Here is a 25022-nt window from a genome sequence, read left to right as displayed (position 1 = left end):
CTTCATGGAACATCCAGATGGTGAGCATAACCGATTCAGCTCAATATTGGAGCAGATTTACGCAAAGACTTGCTTTTCGGGCTGAATCGTTTCAGGATGATTAGCATTATCGATTCAGCAAGGTCTTCTGACCAAATGTTCGGGGTTCAGTCGATGGAAATAAAAACAATGCTCAAACTCAGTGCCGACGACATTAATCTTCACGCGACTGCCTCTCACAAAGAGGACGTTATTCGGCAGCTGGCCGAGCGCATGGTCGCTTCAGGACTCGTCGACCCCGCCTACGAACAAGGCATGCTCGATCGCGAACAGCAAACGTCGACCTATCTCGGCAACGGCATCGCCATTCCACATGGCACCACCGATACACGGGGTCTGGTGAGGCGGACCGGCATCAAGGTGCTGCGTTTCCCCGAAGGCATTGCCTGGGGCGATGACTGTGACACTGGCAAGCCGCAAACTGCCTATACCGTCATTGGTATTGCCGCACAGTCTGATGAGCACCTGGACATACTGCGCCAGCTGACGCATGTGATTGGCGACGAGAGCCTGGCCCGCCAGCTTCATACAACTGGCGATGTTGCCACGGTTGGCAACCTGCTCAGCGGCAAGCTGGGCAGTGAGCCTGCGAGCGGTGATTTTCTGTTCGCAAAGGCCCAGGTTCGTCTCCGCTCAGAGGCCAGCAGTTTCATGGAGGCGGTGGGTATCGCCGCAGCCATACTTTGGCAGAAGAAGGCCCTGACGCAGGCCGAGCTCTCCACCCTACCTTCGATTCCACCATTTCACCTCGGCAAAGGTGTGTGGGTGAGCACACTGAAAACGGCCGCCGACAATGGCGGCGCTGCAGTTATCCAGCCAAATACACCGCTGCCACTTTCTGGCGAATCACTGGCCATGCTGATTGTTATTGCCACTCGAAGCGACCATCACAGACCGCTGCTCGACAAACTCGCCGAGCTGGCTATGGCGAGCAGGCTCAATGAGCTGGCTGGCGCAAGCCGCGCTGCAGATGTGGTGCGTCTGCTGAGTGCCAGTGAACTTGCAGGTCAACAGGTAGTTTGTCGACTACCCATGCCGCACGGTCTGCATGCCCGTCCTGCTGCCAACCTCGCCAGGCTGGCCAAAAACTACAACACTCAGATCTGGGTAGAAAACCTCGACGGCCACGGCAGCGAAGTCTCGGCCCAGAGCGTCACCAAACTCATCAGTCTCGGCGCCGGGCTCGGCGATCGCCTGCGCTTTACCATCGATGGCCCAGAGGCTGACAAGGCACTCGCTGAAATCTGTGCAGCAGTCTCCGGTGGCCTCGGGGACCCTGTCATCCACCTGCCTGATCGGGTCTCCGATGAAGGCGCGTCCGAGAGCATTCCCTTAAAGCCACTCACGCCGGGTGAAATACTCAAAGGTCTACCTGGGGCACCCGGCGTGGCAATTGGTTCCGCCCATGCCATGAAGGAGACCGTTTTCAATTTTGAGCGCCATCAGGGTCCGGCCGCACAAGAGCTTGAGAGGCTGAAACAGGCGATAGACCAGGTGTCTACCACGCTCAAAGGCAAGCTTGCACGTACCACCAACACTGATCTCGCCCAGATTGTCGCCATGCATCTGGAACTGGTGGCTGATCCCGAGATTCAACAGGATGCGGAGCAGCATATCAGAGCCGGCGACAGTGCTGAGTGGGGCTGGCAGCAGAGCTTCGAAGCACTCGCTCGATCGCAGGAGCAAAGCACTGAACTGCTGTTAGCCGAGCGCGCAATCGACATCCGGGACGTGGGCAACCAGGTTCTGGGCGAACTGACTGGCCAGAACGCCAAGCGCTCAGTTGATGAAGCCCACGTGCTTGTCTGCGAAGAAATTACGCCCACCGAAATCAGTGAATGCGATCCATCTACAGTCAAAGCGATCGTCAGCGCGGCAGGCGGTGTCACTTCACACGCAGCCATTCTGGCGCGCTCCCTCGGCATCCCGCTGCTGGTAGCCTGCGGACCACGGGTGTTGACGATAGTTGAAGGCACCTTGCTCATCGTCAACTGCGAAGCTCGCACGGTCACGGTCGGGCCGGACGAGGCTACCCTGGCGCACGCCAGAGCCGTCATCGCAGAGGAACAGCGACTGAACGAGCAGGCTCATGCCAGTCGGCTGGAACCTGCCGTGACCACAGATGGTCACCGCATGGAAGTAATGGCAAACCTGACGGCTGCCAAGGCCGTCGATGCTGCTGTCGATATCGGCTGCGAAGGGGTTGGCCTGTTCCGCTCCGAGTTCATCTACATGGCGCACACACAGGAACCATCGATCGAAGTTCAGCAGGCCGAATACGCCAGCGTTATGGATCGATTGGGCCCGGATCGTCCGCTTATAGTGCGGACCCTCGACGTCGGTGGTGACAAGCCCCTGCCCTATATGCCGATGGACGAGGAGGAGAACCCCTTTCTCGGCATTCGTGGCGTCCGCCTGTCGCTACGCTATCCCGAGACGCTGAAGCGCCAGCTGCACGCGCTTCTACGAGCCGCAGACGGCCGCTTATTGCGCATCATGTTCCCGATGGTTACCGACTTGAACGAGTGGCGGGAGATTCGGGCCATCTATCGGGAAGTCGCCACGGACTATCCGGGCGCCCGGATAGAGCTGGGTATCATGATAGAGGTACCGTCAGCAGCATTGATGGCCGAGGCCTTCGCCCCGGAACTGGATTTCTTCTCGGTCGGGACCAACGACCTGACGCAATATACGCTGGCCATCGACCGAGGCCACCCTGTTCTGTCCCGGCAGGCTGACGCGATCAGCCCTGCTGTTCTGAAACTCATCGAAATGACGGTTCAGGCGGCGCATCGTCACGGCATCTGGGTCGGTGTTTGTGGTGAACTTGCTTCGGATCCGCTTGGCGCCACTATTCTGACAGGTATGGGTGTACGAGAGCTGAGTATGTCCGCCCGAGCAATTCCCAGAATCAAAGCCCGCTTGCGCAGCCTCTCATTGGTCGATGCACGCTCGCTGGCTGCCCGTGCCCTGAAGGCGGAAAGCAGCGAAGCCGTGCGTGAGCTGCTGGTGCCATCGGACAGGACTGTGGCGCATGAGCATGCCTGAACAAGTCGTATCGAGCGCGAGCGACCTGCTGCTGCCCATTGTGACGCTCACTCTGAACCCGGCATTGGACCTCACCTTGCAGCTTGATCAACTGCAAACTGGTGAAGTGAATATCGCATCACAGGGGCACCTTCGACCAGCAGGCAAAGGTATCAATGTCGCGACGGTCTTGCGGGGGCTCGATCAGCCAGTTTGCGTAAGCGGCATACTCGGTATGGATAACAGACAGGCCTTTGATCTGCTCTTCGATGATCTGCAGATGGACAACAGGTTCACCTACGCGTCCGGCGCCACACGCATCAACGTCAAGCTTACCGAATCCAGTTCGAGGGTAACCGACATCAATTCGCCGGGGCTGGAAGTCACCGACCCGGTGTGGACAAGTCTGCGTGCCCAACTCACGAGCCTCGTTGATATCGCGGATCTGTTCGTCCTCAGCGGCAGCCTGCCTCAGGGTCTGCCACCAGAGGCCTATGCGGAGCTGACTGCACTGTTGCAGAAGCAGGGGCATCATGTGGTACTCGATACCAGTGCCGCCGCACTGCGAGCAGCCGTGGCAGCATCGCCGTACCTGATCAAGCCCAATGTGAGTGAGTTATCACAGCTGGCCGGCCGAGCGCTCGAGACAACGGCGGATCAGGAAAAAGAAATTCGCAAGCTGCTGGCAAGCGGCATCGAACATGTAGTGTTGTCGGATGGCGCATGTGGCGCCCGCTGGTATAACCGTCACCAGTCCCTGCAGGCCATGCCACCGAAGGTCGAAACCGTCAGCACGGTGGGCGCAGGCGACAGCATGGTGGCCGGTCTGGCGTACGGCCTATCCAGGCGGATGGACCCGGTGGAAACGTTCCGCCTGGCCACGGCTCTGTCTGCCTTGGCAGTGAGCCAGATCGGCGTTGGCGTGACGAGCCGGAATACACTGCTACAACTACAACAACAAGTGACTGTGAAGCCACTGCCCTTCTCGTGTTGAGGTGACCTCATGAACGTATTGATCCTGACGCAGTGCCCTGCTGGGCTCACCAGCTGCTATCTCGCCGCAACCGCGCTTGCTCGCGCCGCGGCAGAATTGAACTGGTCCATCACCACCGAGATTCACTCCAGTGTCCAGCCCGTCCAGCATTTCAGCGCCGCGCAGATTGCAGCGGCCGATCTGGTCGTACTGGCCGCTGATGGACATGTGGATCTCGGTCGCTTCGCTGGCAAGCGCATTTTCCGTGGCCCGGTGGCGGCTTGCCTGACAGATCCGATGCAATGGCTGCAGTTCGCCGATCGGGAAGCCAGTGTGCAGCAGGCTCAGGATACCTCGACAGGACTAGCTGATTCGGCAGCCACCTCGCCTGTGCCAGGCCTTGCCGATGGCAAAACCGTGGCGCAGACAAGAGAAGCGTTCAATATCGTGGCTGTCACAGCCTGTCCTACCGGCGTCGCGCATACCTTCATGGCTGCGGAGGCGCTGGAAGCTACTGCCAGGCAGCTCGGCCACCGAATCAAGGTTGAGACACGGGGTTCGGTGGGTGCCGCCAATGCACTGACCGACGACAATATCGCCGATGCCGACCTTGTTATTCTTGCTGTCGATATTGAGGTCGATACAAGCCGTTTTACGGGGAAGCGCATCTATCGCTGCAGCACCGGCGCAGCTTTGAAGAAACCCATGGATATCGTGCAGGCGGCTATTTCGAATGCGAAGACTGAAGGCGCCGATAGCAGCGAGGGCAGTAGCACGCCAGCCCCTGGTAAGGCGCAGTCAGGCATCTACAAGCACCTGATGACGGGCGTATCGTTCATGCTACCCGTGGTGGTGGCCGGCGGGCTGATCATTGCACTTTCCTTTGTGTTTGGCATAGAGGCTTTCAAGGAAGAAGGCAGCCTGCCAGCCGCGCTGATGATGATAGGTGGTGAGACCGCATTCGCGCTGATGATCCCCGTACTTGCCGGCTATATTGCCTTTTCGATTGCAGACAGGCCCGGACTTGCCCCAGGCTTGATTGGTGGCATGCTGGCCAGCAGCCTGGGGGCGGGTTTTCTCGGCGGTATTTTGGCAGGCTTCATTGCGGGCTACTGTGCGAAAGCACTCGTCGACTATGTGCGACTACCGAAATCTGTGGAGTCACTCAAGCCCATCCTGATCGTGCCATTGCTGGCGAGCCTGGCCACCGGCCTGATCATGATCTACATCGTCGGCACCCCTGTGGCTGCAGTTATGTCGAGTCTCACTGGCTTCCTGCAAGGCATGGGCTCAACTAACGCTGTAGTACTCGGCATCATTCTTGGCGCGATGATGTGCTTCGACCTGGGCGGGCCGGTAAACAAGGCCGCTTATACCTTTGGGGTGGGCCTGCTGGCGAGTCAGAGTTACGCACCAATGGCAGCCATCATGGCCGCAGGTATGGTGCCCGCGCTGGGACTCGGTGTGGCAACATTCATTCGTAAGCGCCAATTCAGCAAAACCGAACAGGAAGCTGGAAAGGCCGCGTTCGTCCTTGGCCTGTGCTTTATTTCAGAGGGTGCCATCCCCTTCGCAGCGAAGGATCCTGTCAGGGTCCTACCAGCCTGCATATTGGGTGGCGCGACGACGGGCGCCCTGTCGATGCTGGTGGGCGCAAAGCTCATGGCGCCGCATGGCGGGATTTTCGTGCTGTTCATCCCGAACGCCATAACGCCAGCGCTTCTCTATCTTGGCGCGATCGCAGCCGGCACAATGGTCACGGCCCTGCTCTATCTGATACTTCGGAGCCGCAACGCTGTTCCTGCAACAGCTACGGCCTGAGCCGCGTTGGCCGGAACCTCAGTTGGGGCTAAGATGCGCAGTCATGAAGCTTAACCATCTCACGATAAGCCGAGCCCTGCTGCTCGGTATCATGCTGAGCTGCTCTCAGCACCTCTTCGCCGAACTGCTACACGGTCTGGTGGTCAAGGTATCCGATGGCGATACCATTACTGTGCTGGACGGGAAGCGACAACAGCACAGGATCAGGTTAGGCGGCATCGACGCGCCTGAGCGTGGCCAGGCCTTTGGTCAGGTCTCACGCGCGAATATGGCAGATCTTGTTTTCGAAAAGTCGGTGTCCGTCAGCTGGAACAAGCGCGATCGCTATGGCCGCATCATTGGCAAGGTCTTCGTTAGGGGCGAGGATGTCGGGCTTGCGCAGATCCGACAGGGACTCGCCTGGCACTACAAGCATTTCATAAAGGATCAGACACCTGAGGACCAGAAAATCTACGCCATAGCCGAACTTGCTGCACGTTCCACCAAGACCGGGCTCTGGCAACAGGCTAATCCCGAGGCTCCATGGGACTTCCGTCGCAAACGCTGAAACTGCCAATACTCACTGCGGCTACCATGACCGGTTTTCGCAGCAGGTCACATTTCGCCCCCACCCGCTCCTGTACACTTCACGTATAACAGATACTTATAAAGCTGACCCCGGATTCCTGCTCCTTCAGGAACAGAGCGGCAGCATTGACGCAAATGGAAAGTACAGGGATGCACACACTCGCTGAATATCAGGCGCTCGATGTCTTCGCACGAGATGGATGTCGGCTCGCGCTGCGCCACTTTGAGTCGGCGGCCGAACATGCCGTGGTCCTGCACCTGCATGGCGGCTCCTATAACAGCAGTCTATACGAGCCCTACGGCAGCCAGCTGGCCAGTCATGGTTTCACTACCTACCTCCTGGATTTCCGTGGAAACGGCAACTCGCAGGGTGGGCGGGGCATGGTGAATTATATCGGCCAGCTTGAAGATGATGTGGCTGATATCATTCAGGTCATTCGACATAAGCATCCTCACACCCCCGTCATTCTCTCCGGACACTCAGCCGGTGCTACCGTTGCGCTTCGCTACGTCGACAAATATAGCGATCAAGCGCTGCGGGGACTGGTTCTCATGTCGCCGGTGCTGCCCGGCAATATAGAGACCGCGCGTACCGATATCGGTCTCAATCGCTTCCTGTTCCGCCTTAAGCACTGGCGTCGCAAGACCGCATATGATCCTGCACCAGCCCCGTTCCATCGACATATGTTCAAGGTTTCGCTGGTGCGTGCACTGCTATGCCAGGTCATGCCGATGCTGGGGCATCTCAAGACAGGGTACTTCCCGGCCGATCCTCTGTTATCGCAGCTGGATAATAGAGTGCAGCGATACAGTTTCAGAATGATGGAGTCGCTCAAGGCCCTTAACTATAACGACATCCTGGGCACCCTTACAAAGCCACTCTTTATCACGATAGGTCGTGACGACGAAGTCACCTCTCCGCTCAGCATCGAAGCTGCCCAGCGCTGGCATATTCCTTTTCACCCCCAGAATCGCACGATCCTGGTTCCCGGCGTAGATCATCTCGGGATAGTAAAAACGGCGTCGCTGGAAATTACCCTGTGGCTCAATGCGCTATTGAAAGTTCAGAAGGTAGCGTTCGAAAAGGTAGCATCGTGAGACGGGGCGCGGTGGAGATCATGGGCGTGGTTTGCCCGAAAAACCAGCCATCCATGCTGATGCATTACATCGAGCATCTTTACACCTGTGAACTGGCACGGGCATTGACTGCGCATCAACATCCTGCCGGCGCGGCCCAGCGCATTGATAGCCTGCACGATGGTGCGACCGCAGATGCCAGCGGCTGTGCCTGGACCGGGGTGATGGCTGACCCTGACGGGGTCCGCGAGCCAGTCAAACAGGAGCAAGCGCAAGGGCAGGCAATAGCCGCACCACGCTACGGCAGCTTCGCCATGGCCTGTATCACCGACCAGGGTGACATACTGCTCAGTTGTGACCAGGCGGGCGTAGCCCCGCTCTACTACCGCCGGGTGAACCACGCCATTCTGTTTTCAACATCGCTGCACTTCCTCGCCACGTTGACACCCGACACGACCTTGCATGCCGGTCATCTCAATCATTTCCTGACTACTGGTCTTCTGCCGGGCAGCGAAACGCTATTCCAGGGCATATTCCGTCTTGAGGCCGGTCAGACCGTCCGGATTCGGCAACAAGCCCAAGAGGTCCGCCTGGAGTTCGAGACACAGGCTGTTCCGGCCTTGGCGGCCGGCCTCGAGGTTCGCCGCCAGTTCCCCCTCACGCTAAAGCTGGATGAACCAGCGACGGCCTTTGGGACGTCAGAAGCCTTCCTCGCCACACCCCGATACAGCCGAGCGCTCGGTTCGCCCTCGGATATGAGTTGGGAGCTGTCATATCGCCATCAGTTCAGGCAGCACAGCGGGCGGGTGATCTGCTGTGACCTCGGCGCACCGGTTGACGCCAGCAATTCGGCTTCCCGTCCGATGTACCATAAGCTGCTGCGGAGACGCTTTCGAAAGGCGATATCGGCAACGCAGTCTCAGGCCATCAGAGAGACCGCACGAAAGCTGCTCGCCCCACGACTTGGCACTGTCATCAGCGATCTGGAAATCGACCGCTTCATTGAGTTTAAATGGCTGCTACCCGACATCGCGCGCCGCCTCTTCGTCACGGCAGGCACGCATGGCTGTACCGTCCTGTTTCCGGCTCTGAATACGCTGCATTCTTCGCTCAGCGCCTGCCTGAACAACGGCAGTCCCGAGGAACTGCGAACCTTGTTGCGCTCACCATCAAGATTGCCCAGAGAAATTCGCCACGCCAGCGCCCATTTCAACTTGAGCGATCCAAGTGCCGTCAATGTGTTTGATGCGGCACAGCGGCTATACCGCCACGGTCGCTCGGAAAGTCTGCTCAACAGAGTGTTCAATCTAACGCCCTGGCGGACGGTGCGCTTCCTCCCCGAGGGCAACCCGGTGCAGGCAGAACGGTTTGCCTTGACCTTCCTGACGCTGGACTATCAGTTGCGAATCAATCGCTGCCGTCAAATCAGCGAGATCGAATGATCGCTATGGCTTGAGGGCAGTTAACCAGTTTCCGACCGTCTGCCCCGTCTCGGCCATACTCGTCAGGTCGCCTACGCCCTCCACAACCGTCAGTTTTGCATTGGGGTTTGCATCCAATACGAACTGCACGACTTTTGCCGTATCGAATTCGACATCACCCTCCCCAAGCCAGATACCAATCGGCACATCGATGTCGGCCAGCGCCTTCCTCGGCTCTTCCGGAGTTACGGTCTTCCACATGGCTGAAGCCTTGCCTTCAAAGAGCTTGGGATCACCCCCGCGAACGATGTCCGGGTAGTTGAAGCCAACCGCCGGCTCATCTTCAAACCAGTCATCGCTCACCCCATCAGACGGAAAGCTGCGGAAATCAGGATCAACCACTGGTGTTGGATTAGGTTCGTTCTTGCTATCCGCAGGATGGCCAAAGTCAGGGGCTATCATGACAATCCCGTCAAGTGGTAACGGTTTCGGCATAGTGTCGAGCACGTTGAGCATCAGTCCGACACCAGATGAATGCCCACCAACTGCGATTGCTGTGTCAGGGTGCTGCGTCCGGACAAAGGCGACGAAAGCTTTGGCGTTCCTCAGGACTCGCTCCGGCTCAGGCGCGTCTCCGCCTTCGGACTCGCCATGTCCATCCCCGAGGATATCGGGCATATAAGTGGCAACACCCATCTGTTGCAGCCGATGCCCGAGCGTCTGATAGTCGGCACCGCCATATACGCCGCCGTGATAAAACAGCAGTGCAGCCGCGGGCTTCGCCTCCGGTACATACGCGCGATAAGCCAGTTCGAACCCATCACTGGTGGTAAACGCCACCAGCCTGGCCGGCTCGAGCGGCACTTCCGACGATACTGTGAGTTCGTCGCTCAGCGGTGATACGACCGTGCAAGCCACCAGAAGTTGTAGCAGCACGAGTGCAGATATGCGCTTCATCATAAACGTCTCTGGTTCTCAAGTTCCCCTGATGATGGGCGAAATCGTCCTGTCAGTACAATACCTTGCGAGTGAGACGTCGTTTGTCCCAGCCCGAGAGGAAAGCTTTAAAGTAGATTATTGCTTTGCTTTTATAGCGGTGTAAGTCTTACAGCGCGCTTACAAAAGCAGCCCCTCGAATGTCTCCCCCGGCGCCTCGAACAGGCTCTCGGCTCATGAAATCAGAGCAAGGTCGGAAGGCACGAAGCTTGCTCCCCTTGAGGACCGTCAGTCATGACGACAACTGCAATTCTCAAGGAGGACGCCATGTCCGTCAGATTATTCGATAACAAGGGTACGCCGCTCGACCGGCAGAAATTTACGTGGAAGGAGCTGGTCCAGAAGCCGATCAGCAAGCTCGATAATGACGCCTTCACCCGCGTCCGCGTCATTCTCATGAATGGCATTGAGCAGCAGGCCAACCGTTTTCAACATATGTGTGCACAGCTGAATGGTGAGCTTCGTTCGCCACTCGCTCAGATCAGGCGCGTAGAGCACCATCAGCAGACCATGATCAACTGGCTGCTGTCCGGCGACCACTCACCGATAGAGACCACCATCGGGTATGAGCAGGTCGCGATCGAAGTCACCGCTGCCATTGCCCAGCAGGAACCCGACCCATATCTGGCACAGGTTTATCGTTTCGGTTTGCTTGAGGATTTCGATCACATGTATCGCTACTCCGCCTTGCTCGACCGTGTCGAAGGCAAGGACGCGAACAACATTCTGCAGTGCTACACCGATGTCGTCCCCGGCCGGCCGACGATCATCGAGCACCGTCATCCGACCGATGATCTCTGCGATCATTACAACCGTGAGACTGCCAAGCCAGTCAGCAAAATGAATGCGTTGACCATCATGTCCGGCGAATATCAGACCCGTGATTACTATATGAATATTGGGCCTACCTTTGCTGATCCTGTAGCGCGTCAACTGTACGCCGAAATAGCCTCTATCGAAGAGCAGCACGTTACTCAATATGGCTCGATCATCGACCCCAACGAAACCTGGTTGGAGAAGTGGATGCTTTATGAAGCCAATGAAGCTTACAACTACTACAGCTGTATGGAAGCTGAAACCAACCCACGCATCAAGGCCATCTGGGAGCGCTTCCTCGATTATGAACTCGGGCATCTGAATGTCGTGACCGAGCTTTTCAAGAAACACGAGCGTCGCGATCCAGCGGAAATACTACCTGAAATCCTGCCTGACCCTATCGCCTATGAAAGTCAGCGCGACTTCGTTCGAACCACGCTCGAGAAAGAGCTGGAGATGAGCAAGGCGGGCGTCGACTTTGTCGATCGGATGAAGGAAACCGAGGCCACACAGGCCTACCGCAAGCATATCAACTCGGAAGGCTCGCCGTCTGAAGCCGTGTCGGCCGGTTACAAGTGGCAACCTGGTACCGAACTGGCCGGAAAAACCGCCAAAGATGCCGCGAAACCCAGCGCCAACAAGCGTGAGCAGCTCGCCTGATACCGCTGCACCTCTGAACAAGGAGATCGTAATGGAGAAATCAACAAAGATGGGCACGAACCTTACAGGCATCGACATGTCGCCCATAGACAGCAAGAGAATGATCGAAGGTGCTGACAAGTACACCAGCATCGATAACAAGCATGAAGGCGGTCATTCATTTGAGCAGATCAAGCGTGCGTATATTCAGGAAGCTGATGCGGTTGGTTCCGTACCTCTGCCAGGGAGCATCAAGGGCGCGTTCAAGTCCATGATGGACAAACTGAAGGGCAACAATCCTGAAATGCTTATCAACAAGCTCGGCGAGCGCCTGGCATTTGAACGCACCGGCGTTCGCTTTTATGAAAGCTTCATTCTCAAGTGCGAGGCCAAGCTGAAGGAACAGGGCGTTCGAGTACCCATGGATGAGCTTCGCGAAATTCGTGATGAAGAGTTCGCGCACTTCCAGATGCTGAAAAGTGCAATTGAAAGCATGGGGGCGGATCCTACGGCCATGACACCGGATGCGGATATCAGCGCTGTTGCGGCAATGGGTGTGCAGCAGGTTCTGAACGATCCTCGCACGACTATTTCACAGTGCCTGCAGATGCTCGTGATCATAGAGTCTGCTGACAACGCCGCGTGGGAAGTCCTCATAAAGCTGACTGAGGATCTCGGACTCGATGAGATGACCGCTCAGTTCAATCAGGCGATGAAGCAGGAGGAGAGCCATCTCACCAGAGTGAAGGGCTGGTACGAAGAAGCTATCCGCACTCAGGCCAAGAAAGGGGCCAGCATGGCGCACTGAGCTGCGCCTTTGTGCCCCAGAAGGCCGGGAGAGCGAAGTCCCCGGCCCTGCACTCAGCTGCCTACCACGACGCCCCCATTCGGGTGCATGACCTGTCCAGACATGTAACTGGAGTCCTCACAGGCCAGGAACAGGAAGCTCGGCGCCACCTCATTCGGTTGACCAGGCCTGCCTATTGGCGTGCCTTCGCCAAAGTGTTCCAGTTTCTCTTCGCTGGCACCTCCACAAGGATTCAGCGGCGTCCATATCGGTCCCGGCGCCACAGCATTGACACGAATGCCCTCACCGATGAGGTTTTCCGACAGCGACCTGGTAAATGCGGTTATCGCACCCTTGGTCGCCGAATAGTCGAGTAGTTCCGGGCTCCCCTTGTACATGGTTACCGAGGTACAGTTGACGATGGCCGCGCCCTTTTTCAGGTGTGGCCGAACCGCCTGCGTCAGGAAGAACATCGAAAAGATATTGGTCTGGAATGTTCTCCTGAGCTGTTGCTCGGAAATGCTTTCTATTTTCTTGTCCGGATGCTGTTCGCCAGCGTTATTGACCAGGATATCAATCTTGCCGAACTTCTCCATGGTCTTGCTGGCTACGGTTTTACAGAACTCCGGATCGCCCAGGTCCCCTTCGAGCGTCAAGGCCTGGCGACCCTCCTGCTCGACAATAGCGGCTGTTTTCTTGGCATCGTCGGTTTCCTTCAGGTACACGATAGCCAGATCAGCGCCTTCCCTCGCATACAGCGCTGCTACTGCCCGGCCAATGCCGCTGTCAGCGCCCGTTATGATCGCCACTTTCCCCTTGAGCCTGTCAGAGCCACGGTAGCGTGGCTCCCACTCTGGTTTCGGCTCGAGATGGCTCTCGTGTCCAGGGAGTCCGTCTTCATGTAATTCCTTCTGCTGTAGTGCCATGTCCACTCTCCTTTTCCGTTTTGATGTGCGGTTTTCTGCGGTACGTACGAGGATTCCGGATCGACTTTATGCCTTTGAACTCGCTGCCAGCTCCGCTTTCATTGACTGGCCCGCAATCTATGGATGGTTTAATATTTAATATCGATCAGTGCGCTTTCGGTCGCAGCCCGGCCCTCAGGGGTCGGTCCAGGGATAGCTGTGGAGTGCGATCATGCTTGCCTCCACCACCCAAGCCAGGTTGGAGTGCCACAGATGAAAGCCCCCGTTAGGCCTGAAAATGAACTGCAGCGATTAGCTGCACTTCGAGCCTCCGGTCTCCTGGACTCTCCCGCAGAAGAGCGATTTGACCGCCTGACCAGGCTGGCCAGGCAACTGTTCCAGGTGGAAACCGTACTCATCTCTCTGCTGGATGAACAGCGTCAGTGGTTCAAGTCCAAAGAGGGCGCGAATGTCTGCGAAACGAGCCGCGATATATCACTCTGCGGGCACGCTATCCTCGACGACGAAATCTTTGAAATTCCGGATACCCTGCAGGATGAGCGCTTCAAGGATAATCCGCTTGTTACTGGCCCCCCATATATTCGTTTCTATGCCGCGAAACCGGTTCAGACCGCCTCGGGTTTCAAGCTTGGGACCTTCTGCATCTTTGACCCGAATCCACGCACACTCAAGCCTGAAGAGCGGACTGCACTGCGAGATTTCGCGGCCAGCGTCGAGAATGAAATCAGAGCGACCAGCAACCTGGTACGAATCAAAGTACCCCGCTCACCGATAGACAGACGAGCGCCTGTGACGAGTCGTGTCAGTGCCCAGGGCGGTGGGGTTCAGAGTGCGCGGGTACAGGCTGTGCTCGATCACATTGTCGATGGCATCCTCATAATCGAGCCGGACGGCAGGATCGACTCGGCAAATCGTGCGGCCATTCAGATGTTCGGCTTCAGACGGGACGAGCTGATAGGCAAGAGCATCGGTCTGCTCCTGCCAAACACGCCGTCTACTGATACCACACCTGCAGGTAAAGAGGCTGAGCATTGGATCGGCCGCAACATCGGGTTTCGACGCGAGGTCTGCGCGCAGACCCGTGCTGGTCAGTCACTGGATACCGAGCTAGTCGTTTCCGAGTACAGGCGGGGGCACCACCACCAATATATCTGCATGCTGCGTGATATATCCGCTCGCAAAGCACACGAGCAGCAGATCAACAGTTTTGCCTTCTACGACACGCTCACGCAATTGCCGAACCGCCGCCTGCTGCACGATCGGCTGGAGCATGCCCGCGTGGCCAACAGGCGTCTGAATAGTCACGGCGCGCTATTGTTCATCGACCTTGACCAGTTCAAGAAGCTGAATGACACGGCCGGGCATCACACCGGCGACATGTTGCTACAGAAGGCGGCAGATCGGATCAAGAGCTGTGTGCGAGACAGCGATACTGTTTCCAGGTGGGGTGGTGACGAATTCGTTGTCGTGCTGGAAAACCTCGGTGAGGATCCCGCCTCTGCGGCCGCGTTTACAGAAATGATGAGCGAGAAGATACGCTGCCAGCTGAATAAGCCTTATGAACTGGGTGAGTTCGGAGAAGTATCGTATTGCTCCAGCCCTAGCACCGGTGCGGTGTTGTTCTTTGACGAAGAGAAACCGCTGGAAGAACTACTCAAGCAGGCCGATCTTGCGATGTACCAGGCCAAAGCCGCGGGCGGCAACCGGACCGTATTCTTCGACCCAGCCATGGATGCAGCGGTGAAGGCTCGCTCCGAAATGGAACAGCAACTGCGAGAGGCACTGCAGCAGCAGAATTTCACACTTTTCTACCAGGTACAGGTGGATGCTGACGATCGCCCGACAGGCGCCGAGGCACTGTTGCGCTGGCAACATCCCGAGATGGGCATCGTACTCCCGGCCAGCTTTCTGCCTCTCGCGGAGAAGAGCCATCTCATCCTGCCCTTGGGGCAGTGGGTGCTGCAGAGCGCCTGTACTCAGCTGGCACTGTGGGCTGATCAACCACACCTTGCCCATCTCACCTTGTCCATCAATATCAGCCCTTCACAGATCTCTGATCCGAATTTTGAAGATATCGTCAACACCGCCCTGGATTCGACCGGGGCCAATGCCCGGCGGCTGAAACTCGAAATTTCCGAGCCCATGCATGAGGCAGAGATACCAGCCATTCGCCGCAAAATGATAGCGCTTGAAAGCCGCGGCATTCAGTTCGCGCTGGATCATTATGGCGCAGGTTATTCAGCGCCAGCCCACCTCAAGCAACTGCCAATTGAACAACTCAAGATCGACAGACTACTTGTGCATGAACTGGCTGATGCGCACAGCGACGTCAGCCTGAGCCGGGCCATCATCGCTCTCGCAGACAATCTTGGCTACAAGGTAATTGCTGAAGGCGTAGAAACACGAGCGCATCAGGACATCCTGGCTGGCATTGGCTGCCAGGCCTACCAGGGGTTTCTTTATGGCTCCCCCATGCCAGCCGCCGAGTTCGAGAGGGCCTTGATGCAATCTCCGGGAGGCCGCACAAGTATCAATCCATCTTTATGATTTCATCAGTGATTTATCAACTAAGTTATTGAATTGGTTGATAGCCAAGCCAAGGCTGTGCCCTCTATAATCGCGGGCGGCCAGATCGATTTCGGTCAATGCCCACAGCCTTGCGAAAAGTATCTCTCGAGAGGCTATGGAACCAGTCAACGAAATCGAGGGCCGGGAGCCCGGTCGTATGCAGAAGCCCGCAAAACCTGATGATGAACTTCAGCGGCTCGCAGCCTTACGCGCTTCAGGACTGCTGGACTCGCCCAGCGAGGAACGCTTTGACCGCCTGACGCGACTTGCGAGACAGCTTTTCGGCGTCGAAACCGTGCTCATCTCACTGCTCGATGCCGATCGGGCCTGGTCAAAGTCCAGGCAGGGGATGGCAGTGTGTGAAACCGACCGCGATATCACCTTCTGCGGCCACGCCATTCTTACCGATGATATTTTCGAAGTCGTCGACACCCTCGAAGATGAGCGCTTTTTCGACAATCCTTTGGTTGTCGGTACTCCTTTCATACGTTTCTATGCAGCAGCCTCAATTACCTCCACCTCAGGTCACAAGCTTGGAACCTTCTGTCTCTTCGACTCTGCGCCACGACGGCTGTCAGTCGAGGAGCGATGGGCGCTGAGGGATTTCGCCAACAGTGTCGAGGATGAGATAGCCTTATCCGCTGCCAAAGAAATCAAGCGGGTACGGCGTGCGCCGGTCGATCGTCGGTCGGGATTGACTGCGCGCTGGCGCAAGACATCGCTGGAAAGCGAAAAGGAAAGAGTTCAGACCATTCTCGATCAGATCATTGACAGCATGATTCTCGTCGATCCGGCGGGCAAAATTGAGTCGCTGAATCGCGCCGCCGTAGACATGTTTGGTTTTACGCGCCATGAGCTTCTTGGTAAAGATCTCAAGGCCCTTATGCCTGATTTCCCCTTTCGTCCGCTGCAAGAGCCTGGGCAGACTCAGCAACGGGTTCCCGGTAGCGCCTGGATCAGCGACATTGTTGGCTTCCGGCAGGAGACGCGGGCGTGCAAGAAGGATCGCAGCGCAATCGACGTTGAATTCGTCTTCTCGGATTTTCGTCGCGGGCACCGTAGTCAGTTTCTGTGCATGATCCGCGATATCACTGCTCGAAAGCAGCTGGAACAACAGATCAACACGCTGGCTTTTTACGACGCCCTCACGCGGCTGCCCAACAGGCGGCTGCTCAGAGACCGCCTGGAGCACGCGCGGCAGGCTGGCAAGCGTCTGGAAAGTTATGGCGCGCTATTGTTCATCGATCTGGACAATTTCAAGCAGCTGAACGATTCAGCCGGCCACTATGTTGGCGACATGCTGCTGCAGGAAGCCGCCAGGCGCATCAGACAGTGCGTTCGTGACAGCGATACCATCTCACGCTGGGGTGGCGATGAGTTTGTGGTGATCCTCGAGAGCCTGGGGCCAAGGAAGCGTGCTGCGGCGGCACTCACCGAAAAGCTGGCGGAAAAGATCGGACAGCAGCTGCATGAGCCCTTCAGGCTTGGTGACAAAGCAGATATCCGTCACCAGTGCAGCTCGAGCATAGGGGTCACATTGTTCTTCGATGAGGATTGGCCGGTCGATCAATTGCTCAAGCAGGCAGACATGTCGATGTATCGGGCCAAGGCGCTTGGTGGCAACACCATCGTATTTTTTGATCCTGCGATGGATACAGCAGTGAAGGCACGGGCTGAAATGGGGAGCCACCTCCGCCAGGCCCTTCGCGACCATGATCTCGTGCTGTACTACCAGGTTCAGGTCGATGCCGACAATGAGCCCGATGGTGCTGAAGCGCTCCTGCGCTGGCGCCATCCGGCAAAGGGGCTGATGCTGCCAGCAGACTTCCTGCCCCTGGCGGAAGAATGCCAGCTGAGCCTGCCCCTGGGCCAATGGGTTCTGCAAACGGCGTGTGAGCAGTTGGCCAGGTGGGCAACACGCCCGGAACTGGCGCATCTGACCATGGCAGTGAATATCTCCCCCCAACAGTTCCATCAACCTGATTTCGCTGATACCGTCAGCGAAATTCTTGACGCAACAGGTGCCAGACCAGACCGTCTCAAGCTTGAACTCTCGGAGACCATGCTGCTGCATGTAAGCGACAGTTCCCTGGCGAAGATGCAGGCTTTGGAAGCCCGTGGGGTCATGTTCTCCCTGGACCATTTCGGAAAAGGTCAGTCTTCGCTGGAGTACCTGAAGACGCTTCCGATTGAACAGCTCAAGATAGACCGAAGCTTTATTCAGGAGATGCGTGACGAGGCTAGTGATGTCATCATTGCCCGTACCATCATAGCCTTGGGAGACAGTATGGGTATCCGGGTGATAGCGGAAGGGGTCGAAAGCGATGCCAACAGAGCGATGCTCCTCAACATGGGTTGCGGTGGCTTTCAGGGCTTTCTATACGGTCAGCCTCTGCCGGCTGCCGAATTCGAGCGGGCCCTTACGGTTATGGATGACTCACGTTAATGCGATTACGGTTTCTCCCGCTTATCTGTAGTTTCGCACTCACGCTGGTCGGCTGCGGGTCGACTCAGGAAAGCCCCTCTGTAGTCGATAGCAGCCCCGGCTTTAGTCAGGAGTCACGCCAGGTCAATGTCCTGTTCGATGCCTATACCCAGGGCAGGCAGCCCGGCTGTGCGGTTGCAGTGGTGGATGAAGGCAAGGTGGTCCACAAAGCAGCCTATGGCCATGCCAGTCTCGACCATAGTGTCCCCCTGAACGCTGACTCGATGTTCAGAGTGGCTTCGCTGTCCAAGCAGTTTACGGCGGCTGCGCTGGCACTGGCCGCTGAGGATGGTCTGGTCGATCTCGATGCGCCCATCGGGCGCTACCTGCCAAATCTTCACCCCCGAACGCGGCAAATCCCACTACGATTTTTCCTCACCCACACCGCAGGATTCGCTGGTTTCGAAGAGAGCCTTCAGCCCCATGTAAAAGGCATCACAGGTGAACCAGTGACGTTTGGCACCGGTGATTACCTGACGCCGGACGAACTTTATGAGCTGAGTAGACTGACGGCACCCATGTCCGATCCAGGTGAGCGTTTCACATACAGCAACATGAGCTATTTCTGGCTGGGCAGAGTGATCGAACGCGTTACGGATGAGCCGCTGAGGCAGTATATAGCCCGCAAACTGCTGGTCCCTGCGGGCATGCGTCGCAGTTTCATCAGTGATAACGCCGATGAAGTCATTCCGGATCGCGCAACGGCTTATTCACCACTTGAGAAAAGCCCGGATGGTAGTGCATTCGAACGCAGCGAGACGAATCTCGACTGGGTAGGCGCCAATGCGCTTGTGACCTCGCTGAACGAGTTCCTGCTCTGGGACGAGCAGTTCCGCAAGCCAACTATTGGGCCTGACCCGCAAGCCTTTCGCGACCTGCTGGTTTCCCGGCAGGCTGATCTCGAAAACGACAAGCCGGACGGCGCGGGCTACGCGTTCGGGCTCTACGTCAAGGATAACGACACCTATGGCCCCAGCGTATACCACAGAGGCTCATGGGCAGCGTATCGCTCGATCTACAAGCGTTACCTCCGTGAGGATTTCGCCTACTTCATTTTCTGCAACCGATCGGATGTGGATCGTGAGCAGATCAGTCAAGCTATCGAAGATATCTATCTCGGGAGCCGCTCCTGATCAGCACCACCCTGCCCCGACCCGCCCGCGGCTGACGGTCAGCCCGTCAGCCGACAGGCTAGCAATTGAGGTTCAAGCGTCTCGAGCCCACTGGTTTCGGCTTCAGCGATGAATTCGACGCGGCTATCCACCGCCTCATCGACTTCGAAACGGGATAGCCCGTCCCCCGCAAAGTTGTAGGCAAAGATGCCATCGTTGGTGATGAACACGCCCTTGAAACGCACGCCGTCGAGCCCTGACAGCCATACCACCAGCGCATCCTGATCGAATACAGTGTCTGGCCCGAACACCCAGCCAAGGCTTCTGAAGCCATCTTTGGCGTTGTCGAAGCGCAAGAATTCCCTACCTTCAGGCGGCGGCTGCAGAGTATCGACAATGGCATGCTGGTGAGCACTCTCGCCGCCTGCATCGTGCTCACCAGCAGCCACTGCAGCGCCTTTGTGAGGCTGCTTGAGCCAGTCCTGATCGAGCTGTCCATTAGTAATCATGTGGACGGTGCCAGCCTGCGCGTATTGCTCATCGAGGTAGTGCTGCAGCGCAGTGATGTCTTCAAAACTGGCCAGGTCGGCCTTGCTCGCCACGACCATATCCGCCACCTCGATCTGCTGATTGAAGGTATCACTGCCGGTATAGCGTGAGTCATGAATAGTTCGCGCATCCACCAGTGTGATCACGGCCTGAAGCGCCAGAACCTGGCGGTAGTGAGGACCGGTGATCACCTCGATAATTTCGGCAGGATGGCCAAGCCCGGTCGGCTCGATCAACAGACGGTCGGGCCGCGCTTTCATGATGAGCTGGTTGAGTGCCACCTGCATGGGAAGCCCGTTGGTGCAGCACATGCAGCCGCCGGGCACCTCACGAACGAAGATCTCGCCGGCCTCACCAGCTTCAGTCTTGCTACCATGGCTGTTCAGCAGAGCGCCGTCGATGCCGACTTTACCGAACTCGTTCACCAGCACGGCCCAGCGTTCGCCCTGCGGGCGGTTTTTCAGCAGATGCAGAATCGCGGTCGTCTTGCCCACACCGAGGAAGCCGGTGATGACATTGGTAGGGATGGCCCGAAGCTCAGACATGGTGATCCACTACCTGCAGACAGTCGTCGCAGCGGCCGTGCAGCTCCATTTGCTGGCTCGTAAGCGTGAAGCCTGCTTTTGAGACGCTGTCGTTGAGCGCCGCGATAATCTCCTTCCGAACGCCCAGCTCACGCACGGTTTCGCAGTTGTCACAGATGAGAAACTGAGGAATCTCATGACTGTGGTCGCAGCTGATATGCGAACAGGCGACATACTTGTTCACCGTCGCCAACTTGTGCACCAGGTTCTCCTGGGCCAGCACATCCAGCATGCGGTACACGGACATGACTGGGATGGATTCATTGAACTCGGCCTTGTACACGTCCACGATGTCGTAGGCTGAGAGTGCCCCGCCTGCGCTGAGCAGTGTCTTCAGCACGTTCTTGCGTTTTTCCGTGAGCCGCACGCCCGCCCGATTGCAGGAGGCTTCCGCTGAGTCGATGGCTCTGGCGATATTGCGCTTCATGCTGTCGCTCCGACTGTGAGGTTCATGTCTTGACGACCAGCCCCTGATTGAGTGAGGCCCTGTAGGCACTGAGGCCCGGTATCAGCGCGAGTATGGCCGTTGCCCCCAACATGATGCCGATAATAATCAACACGCGGGTCGACATGAAATCTACATCGATGAAGAGCCCATAGCGCTCGCTGAATAGATCCTGTGCTGATATCAGCGTGAGCCACAGCGCAGTGATTGCACCGGCGATACCCGCAGCTGTGAGCATCAGCGCTTCAATTTCGATCATCAGAAATACGAAGGACGGATGCGCCCCCACGGCCCGGATGACTGCCAACTCACGCTGACGTTCGCGCATCGATGCCAGCAGCATCGTACACATACCAAGCAGTGACGCGACCAGGACCAGGCCCGAGATCACCATGAGAATATTTTCCAGCGCACCCATCATCTGCCAGAGCTCCGACAGCGCGACACCCGGAAGAATGGCCATCAGTGGCTCCTGTCGGTAATCGTTGACCTCCCGCTGGAAACCAAAAGTCGCGATCTTCGACTTGAGGCCGACCATAAAGGCGGTGATGGCCTTTGGCGTGAGATCGCGCTCTGCAACTGCCTTGGCCGAAATGCCAGGCCCCGGCATTTTCACACCATTGCGCCAGTCGATGTGGATGGCTTCGATGCCTTTGAGACTGACATGTACCGTCTGATCCACCGGCGTGCCGGTAGGCTCGAGGATGCCGATCACCTTGAAAGGCTTGTCGGTATGATTGCTGAAGCTGACCTTGCCGGTGCCATGGGCGAGCACGATGGGGTCGCCGATCTCATAGCCCAGCTTGCTGGCTACTTCCGCGCCGAGCACCGCACCAAACACATCCATCTGCGACTCACCCTCAGCGAGCTCCAGTGGCTGCTGTCGGCCGAAGCGAAAATGTTCGTAGTAGTCCTGCGTCGTTCCCAGCACCCTATAGCCCTTGTGAGAATCACCGAGCGACAGCGGGATGGTCCAGGCGACTTGCGGCCGATCTGCAAGCTCCTGATATGACTCCCAGGAAATATTGTTGGTGGCATTGCCGATGTGAAAGACGGAATACAACAAGAGGTTAAGCTGTCCTGTGCGAGCACCGACGATAAGGTCCGTACCGGAAACCGTGCGGCTGAAGCTGGACTTGGCTTCCTGGCGGATATGCTCGACGCCGAAGATAACGAAGCCACTCACGAGGATGGACAGGACAGTGAGGATGACTGTGGCCTTTCTGTTCAACAGGCTCTTGAAGGCGACTTTAAGCAGCATTGATGTGCGCCTTCTGGTTCAGTGACTGAAGATCGACCGAGGCCGAAAAGTGTGCGGCCAGCGAGCGGTCATGACTAACGAATACCAAGGTCCGGCGGCCCTCACCCATGCACTCGAGCAGCAGGTCGATGAATTGATCACGGGCGTCGCTGTCGAGCGCAGAGGTCGGCTCGTCGGCAATAACGAGCTCAGGATCATTGATAAGCGCGCGGACGATCGCAACACGCTGTTGCTGACCAACGCTCAGCGCGTCGGCCCGTTGATGCAATAACGAGGTATTCAGTGCGAGCCGCGCCAGCAGGTTCTCTGCGCGGCCCTGAACGTCAGCCGAGGTTCGTTTGCCGGATGCTGTCTTGCGCTCGCCAAAGTGGGCCGCCAGCAGGATGTTGTCGAGTACGCTCAGGTAGGGAACAAGATTGAACTGCTGGAATACGACGCCAATATGCCGCGCGCGAAACTCATCGCGCCTGCGCGCCGACAAGCTGCTGAAGGCTTCGTCGAGCAGGCGCACTTCGCCCTGCGTCGGCTGCAATATGCCAGCCAGTATATTGAGCAAGGTTGATTTCCCTGAGCCTGAAGGGCCGTAAAGGAAGACGTGTTCGCCCTCTTCGACCGTCCAGGCCGGTATACTGAGCACACTTTGCGCTTCTGAGCGGGTATACGAAAAAGTAAGGTTGGAGATTTCAATAGCCAAGCCTGTAGCCCTCGCCTAGAATGTTGCAGTATATCATAAGCTGTTAACCGCATGGATTCCTACATGAACAGAGCAAAAAAATGCAGTCTGCAGACGGTCTGTCTGCTTCTCCTGCTTGGTCTCGTGCAGATGGGCCCCGCGCTTGCCGCCAAAGGCGATCCTGAATACAGAATGATCGAATGGATCGAGCTGATTCCCGAAGATGATCTCGAGGCGCTGATGAATCCTCCGGAATGGATCATGAATATCCCTGATGGTTCGGAAGCCGACACCATGGATAAGCTCGAGCAGCCTAAGTCGAGTCCGATTTCTGGCGCCGAAAACGCTGACAAGGATGCACCCAAGCTCACTGAAGAGGAGCTGAAGGCCCAGCGTTATCAGGCGGCCCTGAAGTCATCGAAGTTCAAGAAGGAGTTCGACGGTGCGAAGGTGAAAGTACCGGGCTTCATCGTCCCAATCGAATCGACTGACGATCAGACCGTCACGACCTTCTTCCTGGTGCCATATTTCGGCGCCTGTATCCACACGCCGCCACCTCCGCCTAACCAGATCATCTACGCGACCTTCCCGAAGGGCTTCAAGCTGGAATCGCTGTACGACGCCTTCTGGCTGGAAGGCACCATGGAGACCTCACTCGTCACCAATGACATCGCCACCTCCACCTACACGATAAAAGTGGCCAACATCATTCCGTACACTGAAGAGCCTATCGAAGAGCCCGTCGAAGAACCGGCTGAGTAAGTGCTCACACGGGGAGGACCAGCGCCTCCCCGTCCTTCCCCCGACCCATCCAGCTCATTTTACAGCGATCGTACTCTCTCCCGCCTTAAGATGCTTACTGCCCTGGCGGCCGTTGATGATCCATTGCGTCTCGACTGCCTCGAAGTTGGGGAAGGTGTCGAACACCTTGACCTGAATTGACTCGAGCGCCTCAGGGTTCGCACACTCGAATGCGTAGTTCGCCTTGATATCCGAGTGGGTATCCGCCTTGTGCTTCTTCTCATGATGATCAGCATGGTGCTCATCGTCACCATGATGCTCGTCCTTGTGCTTTGCCTCGTGCTTCAGCTCTTTATCACTCTTGTGATCACTATCCAGCAGCGCGTGCTGCTCCTCTGGATCGGCCTCGTCGAACTGAGGCATTTCGACCTTTGACTCCGCAACCGTACAGTCACCCCCATCAAGGCTCACCACCCCATTCGGATGCTGGAGTCGCTTCCACATGTCGGCTGCCACGGCCTTGTCCTCCGGCGTGTCTGCAGCGTGCTCGAAACCCAGGATATTCATGGCGGGTGAATCGAGCTCGACAATAAGCTGCTTGCCGTCCAGCGCGATATTCATGCTGGCTGCGCCATGCTCATGCTTGCCGTGCTGGCGATGTTCGTCGTCATGATGCTTTGACTCCGCCATGGCCGGTGCAGCCAGGATCAGGCTGGCCGATGCCAGGGCTACCGAAAGTGCTGACTTCAATCGATTCTGTTTGAACATATCTGTCTCCTGGAAAAGCAAAGTGCTAGCGTACACCAATGTTATAAAGCATCATAACATTAGTTGTGCGACTTACCTTGGGCGATAGCGGTCTGATGACAGCGGCCTAACGGATCGGCCCCTGAAAATAAGAACGCGCCAGCGCAAATCAGTGAAAAACCTATCAGGTGATTGATCGTGAATTTTTCACCGAGATAGAACAGGGGCGATATACAAGCGGTGTTCGTCGGCAACATTTCGGACGAACGCCTGATTCGCCAGATTGCCCGTGAAACCGACGCCAGAATTGGTGGGACTTTGTACTCCGATGCGCTTTCTGGTCCTGATGAACCGGCGGGCACTTACCTGAAAATGATGACCGACAACGTGTCGACGATCGTTGACGCGCTACAGCAACAGGAGAAAAGTTCGAAGTGAATTGATATACTGCTTGCTCACACTTCAGCCATTCAAGGGCAGCTTATGAAACACGATCACAAACGCGGCGAAATTCGCCACAATGCCGAAGCGGCGCTGGTCACCTCACCACTGTTCAGACAGCGCATCGCCAGAGCCAAGGTTGGCAAGGGTAGTTACAAGCGGAAGAACAAGCATCAGAACAAAGGACTGGAGTCTGGTCAAAAGCAAGCTGCCTGAGCTTGTTTCTGACCAGACTTCAGCCACCTGGGCTGAAGCCACTTGAAATTTCCATCTGCTATCCCCACTTAGTCGTATCAACCTCGAAGTTTTAAAAGGAAACACTCGTGC

21 protein-coding genes are annotated in these 25022 nt (G+C 56.9%); 14 read left to right on the top strand and 7 right to left on the bottom strand.

Features of this window, described 5'->3' with window-relative positions:
• The first annotated feature begins 168 nt into the window (after nt 1-168).
• The 6 genes from ptsP to ACH3PB_RS19160 all read left to right on the top strand — a co-directional run bounded on the left by ptsP (nt 169) and on the right by ACH3PB_RS19160 (nt 8946).
• The gene (ptsP, locus tag ACH3PB_RS19185; RefSeq protein WP_416397083.1) at nt 169-3087 is read left to right on the top strand and encodes a phosphoenolpyruvate--protein phosphotransferase; all 2919 of its coding nucleotides are present in this window, start codon (nt 169-171) and stop codon (nt 3085-3087) included.
• Nucleotides 3074-4060 (top strand): 1-phosphofructokinase, encoded by a 987-nt coding sequence (gene pfkB, locus ACH3PB_RS19180; RefSeq protein WP_416397080.1) that lies wholly within the window; start codon nt 3074-3076, stop codon nt 4058-4060. The genes ptsP and pfkB overlap by 14 nt, the downstream gene beginning before the upstream one ends.
• 9 nt (nt 4061-4069) lie before the next feature.
• A complete protein-coding gene (locus tag ACH3PB_RS19175; RefSeq protein WP_416397078.1) occupies nt 4070-5860 on the top strand; it encodes a PTS fructose-like transporter subunit IIB in 1791 nt (596 codons plus the stop codon).
• Between the two features lie 43 nt (nt 5861-5903).
• Nucleotides 5904-6407, top strand: a complete 504-nt coding sequence (locus ACH3PB_RS19170) for a thermonuclease family protein (protein ID WP_416397077.1) — start codon at nt 5904-5906, stop codon at nt 6405-6407.
• Nucleotides 6408-6577: 170 nt separating this feature from the next.
• Nucleotides 6578-7525 carry an alpha/beta hydrolase gene (locus ACH3PB_RS19165; protein WP_416397076.1) on the top strand — a complete coding sequence of 316 codons (948 nt, stop codon included), beginning with the start codon at nt 6578-6580 and terminating at the stop codon, nt 7523-7525.
• Entirely contained in the window at nt 7522-8946 is a 1425-nt protein-coding gene (locus tag ACH3PB_RS19160; protein WP_416397075.1) for a hypothetical protein, read from the top strand. The genes ACH3PB_RS19165 and ACH3PB_RS19160 overlap by 4 nt, the downstream gene beginning before the upstream one ends.
• A 3-nt stretch (nt 8947-8949) precedes the next feature.
• On the opposite strand, the gene ACH3PB_RS19155 is transcribed toward ACH3PB_RS19160, so the two are convergent.
• Nucleotides 8950-9885, bottom strand: a complete 936-nt coding sequence (locus ACH3PB_RS19155; protein WP_416397073.1) for an alpha/beta hydrolase — start codon at nt 9883-9885, stop codon at nt 8950-8952.
• A gap of 270 nt (nt 9886-10155) precedes the next feature.
• Between ACH3PB_RS19155 and ACH3PB_RS19150 the strand changes: the two genes are divergently transcribed.
• Both ACH3PB_RS19150 and ACH3PB_RS19145 read left to right on the top strand, forming a co-directional pair.
• Nucleotides 10156-11397 (top strand): hypothetical protein, encoded by a 1242-nt coding sequence (locus ACH3PB_RS19150; RefSeq protein WP_416397071.1) that lies wholly within the window; start codon nt 10156-10158, stop codon nt 11395-11397.
• 31 nt (nt 11398-11428) lie between these two features.
• Nucleotides 11429-12184 (top strand): ferritin-like domain-containing protein, encoded by a 756-nt coding sequence (locus tag ACH3PB_RS19145; protein ID WP_416397070.1) that lies wholly within the window; start codon nt 11429-11431, stop codon nt 12182-12184.
• A gap of 53 nt (nt 12185-12237) precedes the next feature.
• Here the strand turns inward: ACH3PB_RS19145 and ACH3PB_RS19140 are convergent, their stop codons facing one another.
• Nucleotides 12238-13089, bottom strand: coding sequence for an SDR family oxidoreductase (locus ACH3PB_RS19140; protein ID WP_416397068.1), 852 nt, complete (start codon nt 13087-13089; stop codon nt 12238-12240).
• Nucleotides 13090-13341: 252 nt separating this feature from the next.
• On the opposite strand from ACH3PB_RS19140, the gene ACH3PB_RS19135 reads away from it, so the two are divergent.
• From ACH3PB_RS19135 to ACH3PB_RS19125, 3 genes are all read left to right on the top strand, one after another.
• Nucleotides 13342-15636, top strand: coding sequence for an EAL domain-containing protein (locus ACH3PB_RS19135; RefSeq protein ID WP_416397067.1), 2295 nt, complete (start codon nt 13342-13344; stop codon nt 15634-15636).
• Nucleotides 15637-15772: 136 nt separating this feature from the next.
• Nucleotides 15773-18103 carry an EAL domain-containing protein gene (locus tag ACH3PB_RS19130; protein WP_416397066.1) on the top strand — a complete coding sequence of 777 codons (2331 nt, stop codon included), beginning with the start codon at nt 15773-15775 and terminating at the stop codon, nt 18101-18103.
• Nucleotides 18103-19275: a serine hydrolase domain-containing protein gene (locus ACH3PB_RS19125; protein ID WP_416397065.1), complete on the top strand. Its 1173-nt coding sequence runs from the start codon at nt 18103-18105 to the stop codon at nt 19273-19275. Before ACH3PB_RS19130 ends, ACH3PB_RS19125 begins: the two co-directional genes overlap by 1 nt.
• Nucleotides 19276-19313: 38 nt before the next feature.
• Here ACH3PB_RS19125 and ACH3PB_RS19120 read toward each other — a convergent pair whose 3' ends face one another.
• Genes ACH3PB_RS19120 through ACH3PB_RS19105 form a run of 4 tightly spaced genes read right to left on the bottom strand, consistent with a single transcriptional unit; the run spans nt 19314 to nt 22787 of the window.
• Nucleotides 19314-20348: a CobW family GTP-binding protein gene (locus ACH3PB_RS19120; RefSeq protein ID WP_416397063.1), complete on the bottom strand. Its 1035-nt coding sequence runs from the start codon at nt 20346-20348 to the stop codon at nt 19314-19316.
• Nucleotides 20341-20814: a Fur family transcriptional regulator gene (locus ACH3PB_RS19115; protein WP_416397062.1), complete on the bottom strand. Its 474-nt coding sequence runs from the start codon at nt 20812-20814 to the stop codon at nt 20341-20343. The genes ACH3PB_RS19120 and ACH3PB_RS19115 overlap by 8 nt, the downstream gene beginning before the upstream one ends.
• A gap of 22 nt (nt 20815-20836) precedes the next feature.
• The gene (locus ACH3PB_RS19110; RefSeq protein WP_416397061.1) at nt 20837-22093 is read right to left on the bottom strand and encodes an ABC transporter permease; all 1257 of its coding nucleotides are present in this window, start codon (nt 22091-22093) and stop codon (nt 20837-20839) included.
• On the bottom strand, nt 22083-22787 hold the full coding sequence (locus ACH3PB_RS19105; RefSeq protein WP_416397060.1) for an ABC transporter ATP-binding protein: 705 nt from the start codon (nt 22785-22787) through the stop codon (nt 22083-22085). The genes ACH3PB_RS19110 and ACH3PB_RS19105 overlap by 11 nt, the downstream gene beginning before the upstream one ends.
• Before the next feature lie 63 nt (nt 22788-22850).
• Here ACH3PB_RS19105 and ACH3PB_RS19100 point away from each other — a divergent pair, with 63 nt between their 5' ends.
• The gene (locus ACH3PB_RS19100) at nt 22851-23528 is read left to right on the top strand and encodes a DUF3299 domain-containing protein (protein WP_416397058.1); all 678 of its coding nucleotides are present in this window, start codon (nt 22851-22853) and stop codon (nt 23526-23528) included.
• 54 nt (nt 23529-23582) lie between these two features.
• Here the strand turns inward: ACH3PB_RS19100 and ACH3PB_RS19095 are convergent, their stop codons facing one another.
• The gene (locus ACH3PB_RS19095; protein ID WP_416397057.1) at nt 23583-24275 is read right to left on the bottom strand and encodes a DUF2796 domain-containing protein; all 693 of its coding nucleotides are present in this window, start codon (nt 24273-24275) and stop codon (nt 23583-23585) included.
• Between the two features lie 219 nt (nt 24276-24494).
• Between ACH3PB_RS19095 and ACH3PB_RS19090 the strand changes: the two genes are divergently transcribed.
• A complete protein-coding gene (locus ACH3PB_RS19090; RefSeq protein WP_416397056.1) occupies nt 24495-24692 on the top strand; it encodes a metal ABC transporter solute-binding protein, Zn/Mn family in 198 nt (65 codons plus the stop codon).
• A 45-nt stretch (nt 24693-24737) separates the two neighbouring features.
• A complete protein-coding gene (arfA, locus tag ACH3PB_RS19085; protein WP_416397055.1) occupies nt 24738-24911 on the top strand; it encodes an alternative ribosome rescue factor ArfA in 174 nt (57 codons plus the stop codon).
• The last annotated feature ends 111 nt before the right edge of the window (nt 24912-25022 follow it).

The organism is Allohahella sp. A8 (assembly GCF_047946665.1).
Classification (GTDB): Bacteria; Pseudomonadota; Gammaproteobacteria; order Pseudomonadales; family Oleiphilaceae; genus Allohahella.
The sequence above is the reverse complement of the archived record's forward strand: the minus strand, read 5'-3'. Positions and strand labels throughout refer to the sequence as shown.

Bases quoted from the DNA above. Each gene is read 5' to 3' on its own strand.
- ptsP (WP_416397083.1), top strand. From the start codon at position 169: ATGCTCAAACTCAGTGCCGACGACATTAATCTTCACGCGACTGCCTCT.
- pfkB (WP_416397080.1), top strand. From the start codon at position 3,074: ATGAGCATGCCTGAACAAGTCGTATCGAGCGCGAGCGACCTGCTGCTG.
- ACH3PB_RS19175 (WP_416397078.1), top strand. From the start codon at position 4,070: ATGAACGTATTGATCCTGACGCAGTGCCCTGCTGGGCTCACCAGCTGC.
- ACH3PB_RS19170 (WP_416397077.1), top strand. From the start codon at position 5,904: ATGAAGCTTAACCATCTCACGATAAGCCGAGCCCTGCTGCTCGGTATC.
- ACH3PB_RS19165 (WP_416397076.1), top strand. From the start codon at position 6,578: ATGCACACACTCGCTGAATATCAGGCGCTCGATGTCTTCGCACGAGAT.
- ACH3PB_RS19155 (WP_416397073.1), bottom strand. From the start codon at position 9,885: ATGATGAAGCGCATATCTGCACTCGTGCTGCTACAACTTCTGGTGGCT.
- ACH3PB_RS19150 (WP_416397071.1), top strand. From the start codon at position 10,156: ATGACGACAACTGCAATTCTCAAGGAGGACGCCATGTCCGTCAGATTA.
- ACH3PB_RS19145 (WP_416397070.1), top strand. From the start codon at position 11,429: ATGGAGAAATCAACAAAGATGGGCACGAACCTTACAGGCATCGACATG.
- ACH3PB_RS19140 (WP_416397068.1), bottom strand. From the start codon at position 13,089: ATGGCACTACAGCAGAAGGAATTACATGAAGACGGACTCCCTGGACAC.
- ACH3PB_RS19135 (WP_416397067.1), top strand. From the start codon at position 13,342: ATGAAAGCCCCCGTTAGGCCTGAAAATGAACTGCAGCGATTAGCTGCA.
- ACH3PB_RS19130 (WP_416397066.1), top strand. From the start codon at position 15,773: ATGGAACCAGTCAACGAAATCGAGGGCCGGGAGCCCGGTCGTATGCAG.
- ACH3PB_RS19125 (WP_416397065.1), top strand. From the start codon at position 18,103: ATGCGATTACGGTTTCTCCCGCTTATCTGTAGTTTCGCACTCACGCTG.
- ACH3PB_RS19120 (WP_416397063.1), bottom strand. From the start codon at position 20,348: ATGTCTGAGCTTCGGGCCATCCCTACCAATGTCATCACCGGCTTCCTC.
- ACH3PB_RS19115 (WP_416397062.1), bottom strand. From the start codon at position 20,814: ATGAAGCGCAATATCGCCAGAGCCATCGACTCAGCGGAAGCCTCCTGC.
- ACH3PB_RS19110 (WP_416397061.1), bottom strand. From the start codon at position 22,093: ATGCTGCTTAAAGTCGCCTTCAAGAGCCTGTTGAACAGAAAGGCCACA.
- ACH3PB_RS19100 (WP_416397058.1), top strand. From the start codon at position 22,851: ATGAACAGAGCAAAAAAATGCAGTCTGCAGACGGTCTGTCTGCTTCTC.
- ACH3PB_RS19095 (WP_416397057.1), bottom strand. From the start codon at position 24,275: ATGTTCAAACAGAATCGATTGAAGTCAGCACTTTCGGTAGCCCTGGCA.
- arfA (WP_416397055.1), top strand. From the start codon at position 24,738: ATGAAACACGATCACAAACGCGGCGAAATTCGCCACAATGCCGAAGCG.